General features: G+C 36.4%; 15 protein-coding genes. 7 read left to right on the top strand and 8 right to left on the bottom strand.

The window, feature by feature from the left end; all coding sequences use genetic code 11:
- Positions 1-203 precede the first annotated feature (203 nt).
- Genes glmS through PBT89_RS01385 form a run of 3 tightly spaced genes read right to left on the bottom strand, consistent with a single transcriptional unit; the run spans position 204 to position 4,483 of the window.
- Positions 204-2,051 (bottom strand): glutamine--fructose-6-phosphate transaminase (isomerizing), encoded by a 1,848-nt coding sequence (gene glmS, locus PBT89_RS01395; RefSeq protein ID WP_270063064.1) that lies wholly within the window; start codon positions 2,049-2,051, stop codon positions 204-206.
- A gap of 12 nt (positions 2,052-2,063) precedes the next feature.
- On the bottom strand, positions 2,064-3,656 hold the full coding sequence (locus tag PBT89_RS01390) for a DUF4270 domain-containing protein (RefSeq protein ID WP_270063063.1): 1,593 nt from the start codon (positions 3,654-3,656) through the stop codon (positions 2,064-2,066).
- Between the two features lie 14 nt (positions 3,657-3,670).
- Positions 3,671-4,483 carry a glycogen/starch synthase gene (locus PBT89_RS01385; protein ID WP_270059502.1) on the bottom strand — a complete coding sequence of 271 codons (813 nt, stop codon included), beginning with the start codon at positions 4,481-4,483 and terminating at the stop codon, positions 3,671-3,673.
- Positions 4,484-4,593: 110 nt separating this feature from the next.
- Between PBT89_RS01385 and panC the strand changes: the two genes are divergently transcribed.
- The 6 genes from panC to PBT89_RS01355 are packed head-to-tail and all read left to right on the top strand — an operon-like array spanning position 4,594 to position 10,506.
- Entirely contained in the window at positions 4,594-5,445 is an 852-nt protein-coding gene (gene panC / locus PBT89_RS01380) for a pantoate--beta-alanine ligase (RefSeq protein WP_270063062.1), read from the top strand.
- Between the two features lie 5 nt (positions 5,446-5,450).
- A complete protein-coding gene (panD, locus tag PBT89_RS01375; protein ID WP_270059504.1) occupies positions 5,451-5,801 on the top strand; it encodes an aspartate 1-decarboxylase in 351 nt (116 codons plus the stop codon).
- A 56-nt stretch (positions 5,802-5,857) separates the two neighbouring features.
- Entirely contained in the window at positions 5,858-6,778 is a 921-nt protein-coding gene (locus PBT89_RS01370; RefSeq protein WP_270063061.1) for a lysylphosphatidylglycerol synthase transmembrane domain-containing protein, read from the top strand.
- A gap of 33 nt (positions 6,779-6,811) precedes the next feature.
- Positions 6,812-7,957: an alpha/beta hydrolase gene (locus PBT89_RS01365; protein ID WP_270063060.1), complete on the top strand. Its 1,146-nt coding sequence runs from the start codon at positions 6,812-6,814 to the stop codon at positions 7,955-7,957.
- A 17-nt stretch (positions 7,958-7,974) separates the two neighbouring features.
- Positions 7,975-9,339, top strand: coding sequence for a DNA repair protein RadA (gene radA / locus PBT89_RS01360; protein WP_270063059.1), 1,365 nt, complete (start codon positions 7,975-7,977; stop codon positions 9,337-9,339).
- A gap of 51 nt (positions 9,340-9,390) precedes the next feature.
- Entirely contained in the window at positions 9,391-10,506 is a 1,116-nt protein-coding gene (locus PBT89_RS01355; RefSeq protein WP_270063058.1) for a M23 family metallopeptidase, read from the top strand.
- Between the two features lie 108 nt (positions 10,507-10,614).
- Here PBT89_RS01355 and PBT89_RS01350 read toward each other — a convergent pair whose 3' ends face one another.
- The 5 genes from PBT89_RS01350 to PBT89_RS01330 all read right to left on the bottom strand — a co-directional run bounded on the left by PBT89_RS01350 (position 10,615) and on the right by PBT89_RS01330 (position 17,376).
- Complete coding sequence (locus PBT89_RS01350; RefSeq protein WP_270063057.1) at positions 10,615-11,652, bottom strand: NADP(H)-dependent aldo-keto reductase; 1,038 nt, start codon at positions 11,650-11,652, stop codon at positions 10,615-10,617.
- 121 nt (positions 11,653-11,773) lie between these two features.
- Positions 11,774-12,724, bottom strand: a complete 951-nt coding sequence (locus tag PBT89_RS01345; RefSeq protein WP_270063056.1) for an OmpA family protein — start codon at positions 12,722-12,724, stop codon at positions 11,774-11,776.
- 15 nt (positions 12,725-12,739) lie between these two features.
- The gene (locus PBT89_RS01340; RefSeq protein WP_270059511.1) at positions 12,740-13,501 is read right to left on the bottom strand and encodes an exodeoxyribonuclease III; all 762 of its coding nucleotides are present in this window, start codon (positions 13,499-13,501) and stop codon (positions 12,740-12,742) included.
- A gap of 67 nt (positions 13,502-13,568) precedes the next feature.
- Positions 13,569-16,532 (bottom strand): GEVED domain-containing protein, encoded by a 2,964-nt coding sequence (locus tag PBT89_RS01335; protein ID WP_270063055.1) that lies wholly within the window; start codon positions 16,530-16,532, stop codon positions 13,569-13,571.
- Positions 16,533-16,686: 154 nt separating this feature from the next.
- On the bottom strand, positions 16,687-17,376 hold the full coding sequence (locus PBT89_RS01330) for a zinc metallopeptidase (RefSeq protein ID WP_270059513.1): 690 nt from the start codon (positions 17,374-17,376) through the stop codon (positions 16,687-16,689).
- Positions 17,377-17,559: 183 nt separating this feature from the next.
- Between PBT89_RS01330 and pyrH the strand changes: the two genes are divergently transcribed.
- Positions 17,560-18,267, top strand: coding sequence for a UMP kinase (pyrH, locus tag PBT89_RS01325; RefSeq protein WP_270059514.1), 708 nt, complete (start codon positions 17,560-17,562; stop codon positions 18,265-18,267).
- The last annotated feature ends 13 nt before the right edge of the window (positions 18,268-18,280 follow it).

The following is an 18,280-nucleotide window of genomic DNA, read 5'->3' as shown; positions in this document are numbered from 1 at the left end:
GTTTTTTTATTTAAATCTACCTACAACCTACCTAACTGATTTATAATTCTATAAATAACAATAGGCCATAAATTTGGCTGCAAAGATAGTTTTTTCTTTATAATTTCATACTTCCAAAGAAATAACTTTTTTTATAGTCTAAAAAGTTACGTTTTATCGCGTAAAATTACTTTGTAAATAAAAATTATCATCCTGTACTTACCTTACTCTACCGTTACCGATTTTGCAAGATTCCGGGGTTGATCTACATTTTTACCTAACATTACTGCAATATGGTAAGAAAGTAATTGCAACGGAATTGTAGTTAGTAACGGAGTAAAAGATTCGATTGTTTCAGGAATTTCGATCACATGATCTGCAAGTTCCTTCACCTCTGTATCGCCTTCAGTCACTACACTTATAATCTTACCTTTTCTGGATTTTATTTCTTGAATATTGCTTACTACTTTTTCGTAATGTCCTTTACGAACAGCGATTACCACAACCGGCATTTCTTCATCAATTAAAGCGATTGGCCCATGTTTCATCTCTGCCGCAGGATAACCTTCAGCATGAATATAAGAAATCTCTTTAAGTTTTAAGGCACCTTCTAACGCTACAGGGAAATTGTATCCTCTACCTAAATAAATACAGTTTCGGGTGTTTTTATAAGTTTCAGCGATTTCTTTAATCACCTTATCAGTTTGCAATAATTTTTCTACTTTTTGCGGAATGGCTTCCAACGCTTGTAGATGCAATCTAAAATCTGAATCTGAAATTGTCCCTTTATATTTACCAAGTTTTAAAGCCATTAGGGTTAAAACCGTAATTTGAGTTGTAAATGCTTTTGTTGAAGCTACTCCAATTTCGGGACCTGCATGAGTATAAGCGCCTGCTATTGTTTCTCTGGAGATTGATGATCCTACCACATTACATACACCAAATACAAAAGCGCCCTTTTCTTTCGCTAATTTTATAGCAGCCATGGTATCTGCTGTTTCTCCACTTTGAGAAATAGCGATTACAACATCATCTTCGGTAATAACGGGATTTCTATATCTAAATTCTGAAGCATACTCCACTTCTACCGGAATACGAGCCATATCTTCAAAAATGTACTCAGCTACCAATCCTGCATGCCATGAAGTACCACAACCTACAATTAAAATACGCTTAGCCTTTGAGATGCGGTCTATATTATCATCTACCCCAGCCATTTTAATAATTCCCTGATCGGCCAACAATCTGCCTCTATAAGTGTCTCTTATGGCATTGGGTTGCTCGTAAATTTCCTTTAGCATAAAGTGATCGTAACCACCTTTTTCTATTTGCTCTAGATTAAGTTGAAGTTCATGAACGTACGCTGCAACTTCAGAATCATTATGGATTTTACGGACCTTTACATTTTTACCATCTCTCACAACCGCCATTTCACCGTCTTCCAGATAAATAGCGTTATTGGTGTACGCGATAAAAGGAGAAGCATCTGAAGCGATAAAATATTCATCTTCACCTATTCCAATTGCCAAAGGACTTCCTAACCGGGCTACTACTATTTCATCTGGTTTTCTTTTATCAAAAACAGCAATAGCATAGGCGCCTATTGTTTGATTTAAAGCGATCTGAACTGCTTTACCTAGCTTAACACCTTCATTTTTAATCACATCTTCTATAAGATTCACCAAAACTTCAGTATCGGTATCACTCTTGAATGTGTAGCCACGTTTCTTTAATTCTTTACGAAGAGAATCGTAATTTTCGATAATTCCATTATGGATTATAGCAAGATTACCAGAATTTGATAAATGCGGATGTGAATTAATGTCATTGGGTTGACCGTGCGTTGCCCATCTGGTATGACCTATTGCAATAGATCCATTTGATGTAATAGACTCCTGAACTTTTTGCTCTAGATCTGCTACTTTACCCTTTGTTTTACAAACCTTAAGTTGTTCTCCATCATAAAGTGCAATACCCGCACTATCATACCCACGATACTCTAAACGTTTTAAACCTTCTATAACAACATTATAAGCATCTCTATGCCCAATATATCCAACTATTCCGCACATATAAGATTTGGTTTACTGGTCTGTATCTGTATAGTATATTTTTAACTTTAGTCTTCTTTCTTCGTTTGCAGCTTCCGATCCATAAAATACAGCTCCCTCTGGAGTAATCGCTGAAGCAGCCGGAACAACGTCTAATTTATTATCGCCAGTTAATACCGGTGTACTTTCTTTTGCAGCTATATTACCAGCCTGATTAATATTAGAAGTTACCGCAATTCCTAATCTTACATTTGTAGAATCGTTTTCTATTAAATTAAAGATGTGTTGCGTTAATCTCAAGGTATACTTTGTAACTCCCGTTTCCTCATCTGTTTCAGGTTTCGATGAAAATATTGTTCTAGAATTAAGAGGACTGTTCGTATTTACGTCACTTTGATTTATATTATAATCCACTAAAACTGAATTATTATTGATATCATAAAGGTAAAGTCGCGATGGTTCTTCAGCACCGTTCATTTCATCACTTTTAAGATATAACTCCAGGTTTGCTTCATTGATAATAAAATTCTCAGATCTTAAATCTTCTAATTCTCCTTCATTAAAAAGCTCTACAACTCCAATAGTTCCTTCACCTCCATCAATATAAAGATTTTCAGATCTATTAGCAATATTCTCTTGAACTTGCTGAGGGTACTCTCCTTTAAAGGTATTTACTCTATTACCAGTAAAGTTTAATCCAAGACTGTCTATTACTTTTACATCTACAGTTTGATCTTCATCATCTGTAGTTTCTTCTTCGTAAGAATAGTACATTTTCACACCAGAACTTGAAGCAAAATTGAAAAGAATCATACTTCCACTATTCCCAACAGGCTCCGCCTTAAGGAAAAGTCCTCTAAAATAATCTTTAAAATTACTTTGACTTGATAATTCCTGACTTCCTTCTTTATCAAATATTTTCTGCTGAAAAAATTCTTTATCTAACTTAACCCGTAATGAAGGCGCACTGTAAACGGTGTCATTTTCACCTTCTCCATTGGGTCTTATAATCCGTATTCTATTTGCTGAAGGCCTAAAACTCTCATTCACATAAATAGGATCGTTATTTAAGAATTGCTCAAATACATCCTGTTGATCTGAATAGTATTTTTGTCTTTTCTCAAAGTTTTGTTCAGGATCGTAATCGCTTAAAAAGTAATTAGACTCATAGATACTTAATTTAAAAGCGCCACTACCATAAATACTATCTAGTGTATATTCTGTATCCCCATCTGCGTTTCTTGTTTGCCTACTGTAATATGGCATATTAAGTACCACACTATCCAAAATTGCACCATCGGGAAATTGAGGCGAAGTTTGCGAGATACTCACTTGTGAAAGTACACTGGCTAATTTTTGCCCAAAAATGGGATGATTATAAACCCCTAAAAGTCTGGGATAGTGAGTAGTCCGATTAGAACCTGCTCCTACCAAAAAATTTCGGTTAGACTCGATCGATTTTAAATCGACAGTATAGGCATTGATGTCGTATTCACGCACCTCTACGCCAGATGGATTTCCGATAACCTCTCCACCAACATTACTAAAATCATCATCGCAAGATGCTAAAAGAAAAATAACAACAGGAACTGTTGCTATTTTTAAAATCCTTCTGTATAAATTCATGTAAATAAGAATTACTATTCCGCTAATACTTTTGTAGTGTAAAAATCTTGATATGCTTGCGAGAACTCTTCTCTTGTTTTGTATGGAAGTAATGGTTTATTGATTTTCTTTAAATAATCCAGTAAATCTTCAGGAAGATCATCACTCCCCACAATCAAAGCGTCAGAGTTATCTGCTGCTGTTTTTGCTAAGTTAACAAAGCTTGGCTCCTTTAGGTGCTTAAGATCTCTCTTTTCCATTCCGTCAAACAAGATTTTCTCTCTCATCTCTTCATCTAACGTTCCTTCAAAGTTTTCATTGTAAATTGAAGTAACTATTTTCGCATCTTTAAAAAGAGGCTCATTACCATAGTAATTTCTTAGATATAACGGCAACATATACGCAAGCCAACCATGTACGTGTATAACATCTGGAGACCAGTTTAATTTCTTTACAGTTTCGATCACACCTTTGGCAAAAAAGATGGCGCGCTCGTCATTGTCTTCAAAAAGATTACCATCCTCATCAGAAAGTGTTGCTTTTCTTTTAAAATAATCTTCGTTATCTATAAAATAAACCTGCATTCTCTCTTTTGGGATCGAAGCAACCTTTATGATTAATGGCATATCCAAATCATTAATCACCATATTCATCCCAGAAAGCCTTATAACCTCATGAAGTTGATGGCGGCGCTCATTTATATTACCAAACCTTGGCATAAAAATTCGAATTTGCCCTCCAAGGTTATTCACCATTTTTGCGGCTTCAAAAGATGTGGATGATATTTCGGTTTCAGGTAAGTAAGGTATAACTTCAGACGAGACGTACAATATCCTCTTATCTTTCATATAATTTTTCTTTAAAGTGCGATTGCGAACAAAAAACACGCAAAATTACAAAATTTTATGCAGATTGCCAGAGATATATTAAGTTTGCACGCTGTTAATTTTAATTTACGATGCAGGTTTTTAAAGAAAAGGAACAGCTAAGGGCTACCTTAGCAAACATCAAGTCGGCCAATAAAACGATTGGTTTAGTCCCTACAATGGGGGCTTTGCACGACGGCCACTTATACCTTGTTAATGAAGCTTTTAAATCCTGTGATCAGGTTGTGGTAAGCATATTTGTTAACCCAACACAGTTCGACAATCCCAGCGACCTAGAAAAGTATCCCAGAGACCTCGATAAAGACATCGATTTAATTAGAAAAATATCTGAAAATATCATTGTTTTCACTCCAAATGCAAACGAATTGTACGGTGATAAAGTCATTTCGCAACATTTTGACTTTGACGGATTAGATAGTGTGATGGAAGGAAAACATAGAAACGGACATTTTGACGGAGTAGGAACTGTGGTTAAACTTTTATTTGAAACCGTAGAACCAGATAAAGCCTTTTTTGGTGAAAAGGATTATCAGCAATTACAGATTATCAAAAAACTTACAGAGATAGAGCGTATTCCCGTAGAAATCATTGGTTGCCCTATACTTCGAGAAGAATCTGGCCTCGCAAGGAGTAGCAGAAACGAACGACTTAATGACTTACAAAGGGAAAAAGCTGCCTTTATCTATGCAACATTAAAAGAAACTCAAACGTTATTTGGCACAGAAAGTGCAAATTACATTAACGATTGGGTAGAGCAACAGTTTAAGAATTATCCATTTTTAGAACTGGAATATTTTGAAATATCCGATGCTGAAACTTTAAAAGAAATAACAGAAAAAAGAGAGGGAATATCTTACCGGGCTTTTATCGCTGCTTATGCAGGCGATATTAGACTTATAGATAATCTTGCTCTTAATAATTAAAAATCATGCAAGTTCACGTAGTTAAATCTAAAATTCATCGTGTAAAAGTAACCGGCGCCGATCTAAATTATATTGGCAGTATCACCATAGACGAAGATCTAATGGATGCAGCAAATATTATTGAAGGTGAAAAAGTTCAAATTGTAAATAACAACAATGGCGAGCGTTTAGAAACTTATGCAATCCCAGGACCAAGAAATTCTGGAGAAATCACCTTAAATGGTGCTGCGGCTAGAAAGGTGGCTAAAGGTGATGTGCTAATTTTAATCTGCTATGCTATAATGGATTTCGAAGAAGCTAAAGCTTTTAAGCCGGCTATTGTTTTCCCTAACGAAGAGAATAATCTGCTTAACTAAAAATAACTTTTTTGAATAGTAAGCTTAAAAAAACACTTAAAACGATAATCCCCCTTATGCTGGGGATTTTTTTAATTTGGTATAGTTATAACAGCGCCACACCGGCAGAGCGTGCCGAGCTGATTCTAAATATCAAAAAAGCTGATCCTTTTTGGGTAATTCTATCTTTGATTTTGGGAACTTTATCTCATCTTTCCAGAGCATACCGATGGAAATTTATGCTCGAACCTTTAGGATACAAACCAAAATTCAGCAATAGCTTTATGGCGGTTATGGCTGGATATCTTGCAAATCTAGGTATCCCAAGATCAGGAGAATTTTTAAGAGCCGCAACCCTAAAAACGTACGAAGAGATTCCTATAGAAAAAGGCTTTGGGACAATTATATCTGAACGTCTGGCAGATCTCATCATTCTAATGGCTATAATTTCGCTCGCAGTTATTTTACAAACCGATCACGTTCTTAGTTATTTTTCAGAAAATGATATTAATCCCATCTTTACCATAGGTATTTTTGTCTTACTCGTACTATTTGGAACCATAACCCTGATCATAATTAAAAAATCTAAGCTTCCTATTCTCAGAAAAATAAAAAATTTCGCAAAAGGTATTCTAGAAGGTATGCGCAGTATTTTAAAAATGCGTCAAAAATGGGCATTTATTTTTCATACATTTTTTATCTGGACCATGTATGTAATGATGTTTTATGTTGCCACTTTTGCAATTCCAGAGACTAGCGATGCAGGATTTGGTGCAATTTTAGCCGCATTCGTGGTGGGATCTTTTGCAATTTCAGTAACCAATGGCGGTATTGGAGTTTATCCCATTGCTATTGGCGGAGTCTTAACACTTTTTAGTATCTCTAAACAGGGCGGGGAAGCCTTTGGATGGGTGGTTTGGGCATCCCAAACGCTCTTAAACCTTGTACTTGGCGGACTCTCATTTATTTTCCTACCAATCCTTAACAGAAGAAAATAATTATTTATATTGAAGTCTGCTAAATGATTACCTATGATAAAAAAACTACTATTGGCAGTAGCCATTATCTTTCCATGGATAATTGCTGCTCAAACTACCTACGAAACAATAGCATCAGATAAACTTGGTGCAAGTCGCGAAATAAAAATTCAGCTACCAAGAAATTACGATAAAAATAAAGAAAAATCATATCCAGTTATGTTAGTATTGGATGGTGATTATTTATTTGAACCAGTAGCCGGAATGATAGATTATTATTCTTATTGGGAAGACGCTCCAGAAATGATCGTAATTGGAATAAATCAAAATAACAGCAGGGAAGCTGATTCTTATTACGATGAAGAACGCTATTTACCGAGCGAACAAGGAGCTGCTTTTTTCGAGTTTTTAGGAATGGAACTCATGAGGAGTATTGCAGAAAAATATCGTGTTGCGCCTTTTCATGTAATTGTGGGGCACGACCTTACGGCCAATTTTATGAATTACTATCTTTTAAAAGACAAACCAATATTTGATGCCTACATCAATCTAAGCCCCGATTACGCACCAAAAATGACGGTAAGATTGAATGAAATTTTTCAAAAATCTGAAAAAAGAATTTGGTATTACCTTGCTACAGGATCAGATGATATCCCACAATTACAAGAAAGCATTATAAGTTTTGATGTATTATTAAAAGATTTAAATAACACATTAATTGAATACGATTTTGATAACTTCGAAAATTCAACGCATTACTCGTTAGTTGGGAAAGCGATACCAGCGGCTATCGATAATATTTTCGAAATTTATCGTCCTATTTCTCAAGAAGAATATCAAACCAAATTACTACAAACAAGTATTAGCCTTTCTGAATATTTACAGGATAAATACACTACGATTAATGAGCTTTTTGGTCTTCAGAAACAAATTAGACTCCATGATTTTCTTGCGATCAATCAAGCTATTGAAAAAACCAAACGCTGGGAAGATTTTAAAGATTTAAGTAAAATGGCTGCCGATCATTATCCCAACACGATGCTTGCTACGTATTTTGAAGCCAGATGGGAAGAAGAAACCGGCAATCCCCAACGCGCTATTAAAATCTATCAAAAAGCATACAGCCAAAAACCAATTTCATTTCTAACTACAGATTTTATGTTGGAAAGAGCCGAAGAAATTAAAAAAGCCAATCGTTAATAATTATCTTTGCGGCTATGGCGAAGGTTAAAACAGCTTATTACTGTCAAAATTGCGGTGCGCAATATTCTAAGTGGCAGGGACGATGCAATTCCTGCGGAGATTGGAATACTATTGTAGAAGAGGTAATTGAAAAACCAGACAAAAAGGACTGGAAAACCTCAGCAAAAACCGAGAAAAAAAGAGCTGCTAAGTCCTTACGTCTTAATGAGATTGAAACTGCTCCTGAATACCGCTGGAAAACCGGAAACACCGAATTAGATCGTGTTTTGGGTGGCGGCCTGGTTCCAGGCTCACTTACCTTACTTGGCGGAGAACCCGGTATAGGAAAAAGTACGCTATTATTACAAATCTCGTTAAGTTTTCCTTACAAAGTACTATACGTTTCAGGGGAGGAAAGCCAGCAGCAAATAAAAATGCGTGCAGAACGTATAGATCCAAATTCGACAAATTGCTATATTCTTACTGAAACAAAAACGCAGAATATCTTCAGGCAAATTGAAGAAGTTTCTCCGGAAGTTGTTATTATTGATTCCATCCAAACCATACATAGTGATTACATTGAAAGCGCTCCCGGTAGTATTTCTCAAATTAGAGAATGTACGGCAGAATTAATAAAATTCGCCAAAGAAAGTAATGTTCCCGTAATTCTTATTGGGCATATCACTAAAGAAGGTAGCATTGCGGGTCCAAAAGTATTAGAGCATATGGTAGATACGGTACTTCAGTTTGAAGGAGATCGTAATCATGTATACCGAATTTTACGTGCCAATAAAAACCGTTTTGGAAGCACTCACGAATTGGGCATTTACGAAATGCAGGGAAGCGGTTTACGCGAAGTAAGCAATCCTTCAGAAATATTAATTAGTAAAAACGATCAAGATTTAAGCGGTACTGCTATCGCAAGTACTTTAGAAGGAATGCGCCCGCTAATGATTGAGATTCAAGCATTAGTAAGCACCGCTGTTTATGGTACTCCGCAACGCTCAGCAACCGGTTACAATGTTAAGCGACTTAATATGCTTTTAGCCGTTTTAGAAAAGCGTGCAGGCTTCAGATTAGGCGCAAAAGATGTTTTTCTAAATATTACTGGCGGAATTAGCGTAGATGATCCTGCAATTGATCTTGCCGTTGTCGCAGCCATTCTCTCTTCTAACGAAGATATTGCTATTGAAAAAGATATTTGTTTTGCTGCTGAAGTTGGTTTAGCCGGAGAAATACGCCCAATAACTCGCGCCGATCAAAGAATTTTGGAAGCTGAAAAACTTGGGTTTGCAAAAATTATGATTTCTACTCAAAGTAAACTTCCCAAATCTAGTTATGCAATTAAGGTTATACGCGTTTCTAAAATAGAAGATGTAGTTAGCCATTTATTTGAATAAATATTGGCACAATTACTGCGTCTATTTTACTGAAAAAGAAAAAATTAGACGTTGAAGCATTTTGTATATTACATACTAGTAGCTGCTTTTTTTGCCTCTTGCTCTCGCTTAAATAAAGCAACCGATTTTATTACTAACCCTAGTGCAAAAGAAGTTTATAAGAGAGATTATAATATTTCAGATGAATTATTTACAATCTGGGAACAACAACATGATTTAGGATTAAAGGACAGCTTAAAAATAGATTTACCTTATGCCGAAAATGGTCATTTTATGCCTAAATCTTTCCCAATTTATGCTTACGAACTCAATTTAAATGCAGGAGAAATTTTTGATCTTGAAATTTTCACCGATTCTATAAACGATCTTGTTTTTATCGATTTTTACCGCACGACCGATAACAGCTTAAAAAGAATTGAAAGTGCTGAAATTGATCAAAAAATATTTCAATATGAGATCAAAGAATCTGGATTATACAAAATACTAATTCAACCAGCCATAGAAACTCAGGCAGAATTTGTATTCAAATTTAACAGTAAACCGGCTTATATATTTCCGGTAGCTGATGGAAAGAACAATAATATACAAAGTTATTGGGGCGCTGCTCGCGATGGTGGTGCCAGAAATCATGAAGGTATCGATATTTTTGCAAAGCGAGGCACGCCTGTACTCGCTGCAACCATTGGCCGTATTGGTTTTACCGGCGAAAAAGGCTTAGGAGGAAAACAAGTTTGGCTTAGAGATCCTAAAAGAGGACAATCATTGTATTATGCACATTTAGACAGTATTGCTAAAACCTCGGGTAATGTAAATGCGGGTGATACTTTGGGTTTTGTAGGAAATACCGGAAACGCCAGAACTACTCCGCCTCACTTGCACTTTGGAATCTATAAACATGGCGCCATAAATCCGCTTTACTTTGTAAAAAAAACTGAAGAATTTAAGCCCCAAATAGCAAAATTCGATAAAAAATTGACCAATTTGATCACCAAAAGCAGTATTGCAAATCTTCGAGACAAACCTACAACTTCTAACTCCCAGATCTTAGGACAGGCGAAAAATCAGGATACGCTTCAGCTTTTAGGAAAAACTGGTGATTGGTACCATGTTCGCCCTAAAAACAAAAGCGCATCATTTATTCACGAAAGTTTAGTGGCTCCGTTGTAATTCAGCTTGCAGCTGTTAGCTTTGAAAAAATAGCTTAGAAATATCGAATCTTATTTAATAGTCGATCTTGAATCTTATATCTAAAAGCGAAGCGATCTAACATCTAATTTAAGGCGCCGGATTTGGATATTTTTCGTGTACTTTTTCGATATCTTCTAAAACCTCATCAGAAAGCTTGAGATCGATACTGGCAATATTTTCTTTTAACTGATCCATTTTAGTGGCTCCAATAATATTACTAGTCACAAAAGGCTGCTCATTTACAAAAGCAAGTGCCATTTGCGTCATCGATAACTCGTGTTTTAACGCAACTTCTTTGTAAGCTTTAGTAGCTTCCACTGCTACTTCTCCGGAATATCTTTTATACTGCGGAAATAAACTTAGGCGTGTATTCTCTACAATACCGTTTAGGTGCTTTCCTGAAAGTGTTCCCATTCCCAGCGGAGAATAAGGCAATAATCCTACATTTTCGCGATGAAGCACTTCAGTAAGCCCTATTTCATCTTTTCGATTCAGCAAACTATATGGATTTTGAACCGTAATCATTTTCGGCAAATCATGAAGTCGACTTTCTTCTAAAAACCGACTTACCCCATAAGCAGTCTCATTCGACAAACCGACATGACGCACCTTTCCGGTTTTTACCAATTCCTGAAGGTTTTCTAAAACAGCTTTAAAATTATCCTGCCACTCTTCATTTTCCTGATGTTTATAACCACGTTTTCCGAAGAAATTAGTGTTTCGTTCTGGCCAGTGCAATTGATAAAGATCTAAATAATCGGTGTTTAATCGCTTAAGACTTTTATCGATCGCGTCGTTAATTGCCTCTTTACTGAAGCCCATATTCTCACGAACATGAGAAACCATCTCTGCCGGGCCGGCAACTTTAGATGCCAAAACGATATCTTTTCGTTTACCGGTTTTCTTTAGCCAGCTCCCAATAATTTCCTCTGTACTTCCCTGCGTTTCTGGCTTTGCCGGCACCGAATACATTTCGGCGGTGTCCAAAAAATTCACACCTTGATCGAGCGCATATTCAATCTGCTCGTGGCCTTCGGCTTCTGTGTTTTGTTCTCCCCAGGTCATCGTTCCCAGGCAGATCTTACTTACTTTAATATCGGTATTTGGTAGCGTAGTATATTTCATAACTTTTTTATATAAAAATAGTCGTTAAAAACAACGAATTTCAAACAAAGATCAAAAAAGAAATGCCCTTCTGAAAACTTCAAAAGGACATTTAAATATTATTAACGTTCCGTAGAAAATATTAGTCTACTTCATTTAAAAGCTTGGTCACCTCATCTAATTTTGGTGTTAAGATCACTTCGATTCTACGGTTTTTCGCTTTTCCTTCCGCCGTATCGTTACTAGCAACAGGAGCATATTCACCACGCCCGGCTGCAGTTAAGTTCTGTGGATCGATACTGTTATTTTCTCTTAAAATCTGTACGATCGCAGTGGCTCTTTTTGTAGAAAGATCCCAGTTATCTTTTAACGGCCCATTGCCACCGTAAGGAACATTATCTGTATGCCCTTCGATCAACACACTAATATCTGGATTTTGAGCCAGTACATTCCCTAACTGATTTACCGCCTGGCGACCATCTGTATTTACCGCCCAGCTACCAGAATTGAAAAGTAATTTGTTTTCCATAGAAACATATACTTTCCCGTCACGTTGCTCTACGGTAAGCCCCTTACCTTCAAAATCTGTTAATGCTTTAGAAATTGCATCTTTTAAAGCATTCATCTTAGCGTCTTTGGCTGCGATTAAACCTTCTAACTCATTCACTCGTTTAGAGCGAGCTGCCAAATCTTTCTCTAGTTTTTCTAATCTTGCCTGTTCAGCAGCGAGTGCTTTCTCTTTTTCTTCAAGCTGCGCTAATAATTCACGATTTTGACGTGAATTTTCTGCAATTGCTGCGGAAGAATTTTCTTCTAAGGCATCATACGAACTCTTTAAGTTATCGTAATTAGATTGCAGGCTAGCCAAATCACTTTTAAGTTTATCCCTTTCAGCAGTAAGACTTTCGTGTTCAGATTTTAATTCAGCTAATTCTTCATCTACACCTTTTAATCGATCTAATTCTGAATTGAGCTCTCGATTTTCACGTTTTAGATCGGCATGCCTACTTTCTAGATCTTTATAAACTTTTGATGAAACACAGGAAGTAAGCATTAAAACACTTCCTGAAATAGCTAATATGGTTCTTTTCATTTCTGTAAAATTTAATTATTCCAGCTCTACTAAAATAGGACAATGGTCGCTATGATAGGCTTCTGGTAATATAACGGCGCGTTTTAATTTTTCTTGTAAAGGCTCTGCAACTAAATTGTAATCGATTCGCCATCCTTTATTATTTGCCCTTGCATTCGCTCTGTAGCTCCACCAGGAATACTGATCTGGCTCGTCATTAAAATACCTAAAACTGTCTATAAACCCACTTTTCATAAAATTATCGATCCATTCGCGCTCTACCGGAAGAAAACCTGATGTATTTTTAAGCCGAACCGGATCGTGAATATCGATTGCTTCGTGACAAATGTTATAGTCACCACAAATTACAAGATTAGGAACTACACTTTTAAGATTATCGATATATTTCTGAAAATCGGCCATAAACTGAAGCTTAAATTCCAATCTATTTATGTTGGTTCCTGAAGGTAAATATAAACTCATCACAGAGCAATTCTCAAAATCAGCTCGAATATTTCGACCTTCAAAATCCATATAATCGATCCCTGTACCGTATTCTACATGCTTAGGTTCTATTTTGCTTAAAATTGCAACACCACTGTAACCTTTTTTCTGAGCCGGATACCAGTACTGGTAAGGATAACCCGCTTCGGTAAATTCATCTAAGTTTAATTGATCTGGATTTGCCTTTATTTCCTGAATACAAATTACATCTGGATCTGCCTGTTGTATCCAATCTAAAAAGCCTTTTCTTACCGCGGCACGGATTCCGTTTACGTTATAGGAAATTATCTTCATGAATTTCGATTTTGGGCAAAAATAGCTTTCTTAATTTTCACAGCAAGAGCTATCTTATTATAACCTTTTATTTCACTATAAATCGTTTCACTTTCCCCACTTTTCTGGTTCCTATTCTCACTAAATATACACCACGCGCTGCATAAGACATATCTAGGTCGTAAACATATCCATCTTCGGTATTTTCAACTTTATTCTCTAGCATTTTTTGACCTAGTACATTGTGAACAGTAATACGCAGTGGCTCTTTATAACTTGTTTCCAGAACTACACGATACTTACCATTATTTTCGTTTAAAACTATTAATTCGGCTTCATTCAGAATAAAGTCCTCGATATCTAAACTAGAATCGATAATATTTACTGAATAGTCGTGTGTAGTACCATAATCCATCACATTACATGGATTATTTAGCTCACCATCAAAACTAGTATCGCCTGCTCTAATTCTTAATAAATGCTGACCTAGAGGCGCATTTTCAGGAAGACTAAAATCGTATGAATAGGAGGTATTAGAAGCCAAAAGTGGCTCTGAAGAAATAAGGCGCTCATTGGCCTCGAATTCACCATTATCATTCAAATCTATCCACATTGAAAATTTTTCTTCATCTTCGTCTGGATTAAAAAAGGTTTGAACAGTAAGTGTGTAAGTATCTTCAGATCGATCTAGATCTGTAGAAAAAGTAATGTAGTCGCTATACCCATTACTACAAGGGATGCGTTCATTCAAAATATCACCAAGTTCAAAATAAGAAATACCGTCGCCATAGCTGCAATCTGAACCTTCTGGAATGCAATTAAGATTTGCAACAAAGGCCTGCTCTACATCATTTGTTGTATCAAAATCGTTCTCTAAAGCTGTACCAGACGTTATGCGGTAACGACCATCTTTAGAAAGATTAGCATTTTGTTGAAAATTAAAAACTGAATTTTCGCCCACAGTAACACTACCAGCAAAAATTTCTTCAACCCGATTATTGTTACCTATTTGATACCACACGGGGATATTGCTTTGAGCTTCTCCTCCAAAATTTTCTATAGTGACTGAAATTTGCTCGTTATCGCCTAAATTCTCTTTGGTTGATGGTGCATTAATAGCGGTAACACCAACATCATTTGGCGGTAAATTTTGCACTATTTTTGTAATCGTATCATTTTCTGAATTTTGGTCTCCTTCTAAATTTGTTCTAGCGAAGACCTCATAACTTCTACCTATTTCTGAAAAGTTTCCGGTTTCTGAAAATGTAAATTTTTCCGAAGAAGATCCCTCAATCCTGTCTGTAAAAATTTCGGTTACTGTTTTCCCATCTAAAGTATAACTCACAGGAATATTCGATTGCGAGTTTGCACCAAAATTTCTTAAGGTTATTGTTATTCTTTCATTTTCTCCAAGCGTCGCATCTATTGGTGCCGAAATTTCAGTAACACCCACGTCTCTGGTAAAATCTGGAGCTAACCTAAATTTCGCTATCCTATTAATTCGATTATTTCCTTCAAAGTATTCGGCATTATGCCAAAAGGTTAAACCATCAAGTGGATCTACGGTTAGATGCGCATAATCTCCATATCGTGTACTGGGATTAGGACTATTCCCTTCCACAATACTTTGCTCCTCTAGCGTCATTACACCCAACTCGTCATCTCTATACCTGCCAGTATATCTTATAGAAGGATAAATAGGGTTTGCAGGACTGTCATCCAAAATCGTAAATCCCAAACCAATATTCCCCATATCGTCTATACCAATACTCCCGCTAAAACGATCACTTTTATCTGGTGCATATGTTCCTTCTTGATAAACACTCCACTCGCCATCGTCGCTATATTGTCTTAATTCATACCACCTAATCCCGGCATGCTCGGCTTGTGTAGGATCTACATCTACCACAAAATTCATCACTACTGAATTATGATCGGCAAATCTTCGATATTGCGTCATATACATCATGGTTGCCTGCAAAGCGTCTATATCTGGAGCTTCATTTGGCTGAGATAAATTACTGAAAGATCCTCCATCGAAAGTTGCCGTAAATGGCGACACGCCGCTAGATGAACCTAACTCCTGAGATTCTTCTATAGTTGAATTAGATAAATCTTCCCAATCTACGTTAACCAGCCAAATTTTTAAATGATCTTCTGGCACTCCTGCCCACGCATCGTCCTGAAGGTAGATAATTGGTGCATTTCCTCTAGGCGGCATATTTTCTCCCATTGCATTAAAACCAGCAGGACTATAAAATCCATTAGTTTCTATCCCCGGCAAAGGAAAAGAGACAAACTGCGCTGTTTCTCCTATCAACATACGATCACGCTCCATCACATAAATTACCTGACTTTGGTCTGCTGTATTAGAATTCTTGTTTGTGGTAATATAATATCCATCACTCCAAACCGAAATTTTAGGATAATCTGGCAGCACATTATTTGTAGAAAAACGATAGGTATACCATCCATCATTAACGGGATCTGAACCTCTACTAACTGCGATTAAAAAACTATTGGGAGTATCGCTAAACTGACTTATTAAAAATCTATCTGCAAATTGATCGTAAACCACGATAGGGTCTCCTAAAGTTTCGCCTTCAAATTCTCCACCTATGCTTGCCAAAGAAGCGGGCTGCATAAGAATATTACCTTCTTTATCATAGATCGAAAACGCAGAATTCCATGCATTTAGGTAATGATTTAATCCTGCTACACCCGTAGGATCAGATGGTGTAGAACGAGTGGTAACTGCATCAAAAGATAACGATGGCAGCTTAGAAGGCACTAAACCTTTCTTGCTTTGCAAAGCAGGATCTACTCCCTTTGGGTATCCTTTACCGGGAATAACTTTATTAATTCCGCGATTTCTAGGATTATATATTTTGTGTTCATTTTTTGGGGGCACCAATCGACTTTCTGAGATCGACGATGAAAATATTGCTTGAGCGGAATCCCGAAAAACGGGTTTTGCTATATCCTTTTGTGCAAAAGATTGGATCTGAAAAAAGGTGCAAAATATAAGTAGTAAAAATAATTTCTTGTTCATTCGGGCATTTTAAATCTTCGCAGGCTGTCTCAAAATTAAATAATTAAAGCCTTAAAACTGCTAATAATTTAATGCAATTCAGAAAATACCTCGTGAAATAAAAAAAGCAGGTAAAAAATATTACCTGCTTTTCGCCTAAATCGTATATTATATTTTAATCTCTGGAACCCATAAAAATTCCTATGAAGTATAGAAGGGTCGCGAGCGATCCAAGAGCCGCAACTACATAAGTTCTTGCAGCCCATTTTAAAGAATCCTTTGCTGCATCGTGTTCTTGACCAGTTAACATGTTTTCGGTTTCCAACCAAGCTAAAGCCCTATTACTCGCATCGTACTCTACAGGAAGTGTTATAAAACTAAACAGCGTTCCTAATCCAAAAAGTACAATTCCGATAAAGAAAATAGTCGGCCCCATGGTGCTGGTATAAAGCAATACCAAACCTGCCAATATCACCCATTGTGATAAGTTTGAAGCCACACTTACTACCGGAACTAGCGCACTTCGCATTTTTAACCAGCCATAAGCATTAGCATGTTGCACTGCGTGGCCACATTCGTGAGCAGCAACCGCTGCTGCAGCTGCATTTCGTTGCGAATAAACACCCTCACTAAGGTTAACCGTTTTTTTACTGGGATTGTAATGATCTGAAAGCATACCGGGTGTAGAAATTACATTTACATCTGTAATTCCGTTATCACGCAGCATTTTTTCAGCAATCTCTTTACCACTCATTCCATTTTGCAATTGCATTTTGGAATACTTCTTAAACTTACTTTTAAGCTTATTGCTTACATACAGGCTCACGATAAACATGATCCCTGCTATTAAATAATATCCAATCATCTTTTATTCTTTTTCAAATAACTTCAATTTAATGATAACAAAAATCCAGCCATTTTAGCTTCTTAGACACTTTGGCAAGCGTTTGAAATACTAAATTATTCTTAAGGTTTAGATTTTTAATTGATAAGATTTTTCAAATTAAGATATTAGCTATATTTGCATCAATCATCTTTAAAACAAGCCATGCAATACAAAAGAGTACTACTAAAATTATCTGGAGAAGCATTAATGGGAAATCGCCAATATGGTATAGATCCAGAGCGATTAGCCGAATATGCTGAAGAAGTGAAATCGGTAATAGATCAGGGAATAGAAGTAGCGATTGTTATTGGCGGCGGAAATATTTTTAGAGGTGTTGCAGGTGCAAGTAAAGGAATGGATCGTGTACAGGGAGACCACATGGGGATGCTTGCTACGGTTATTAATGGATTAGCTTTGCAAAGTGCACTTGAAGATGCAGAGATCGAAACAAGATTGCAATCTGCCATAAAAATTAACGAAGTAGCCGAGCCTTTTATTAGAAGAAAAGCAATTAGACATCTTGAAAAAGGTCGTGTGGTAATTTTTGGTGGTGGAACAGGAAATCCATATTTTACAACAGATTCTGCTGCAGTTCTTAGAGCAATAGAAATTAAAGCAGATGTAATTTTGAAGGGAACTCGTGTGGACGGAATTTACACCGCAGATCCTGAGAAAGATAAAAAAGCAACTAAATTTGACTTTATTTCTTTTGATGATGTTATTAGAAAAGGCCTAAAAGTAATGGATACCACAGCCTTCACTCTTAGCCAGGAAAACGAGTTACCAATTATTGTTTTCGACATGAATACCCCGGGTAATTTAATAAAAGTAGTTACAGGAGAAAATGTAGGAACAAAAGTGAATTTATAAAAGCATACAGTTA

Source organism: Zunongwangia sp. HRR-M8 (assembly GCF_027594405.1).
GTDB lineage: Bacteria > Bacteroidota > Bacteroidia > Flavobacteriales > Flavobacteriaceae > Zunongwangia.
This window is presented reverse-complemented; position numbering and strand designations above follow the sequence as displayed.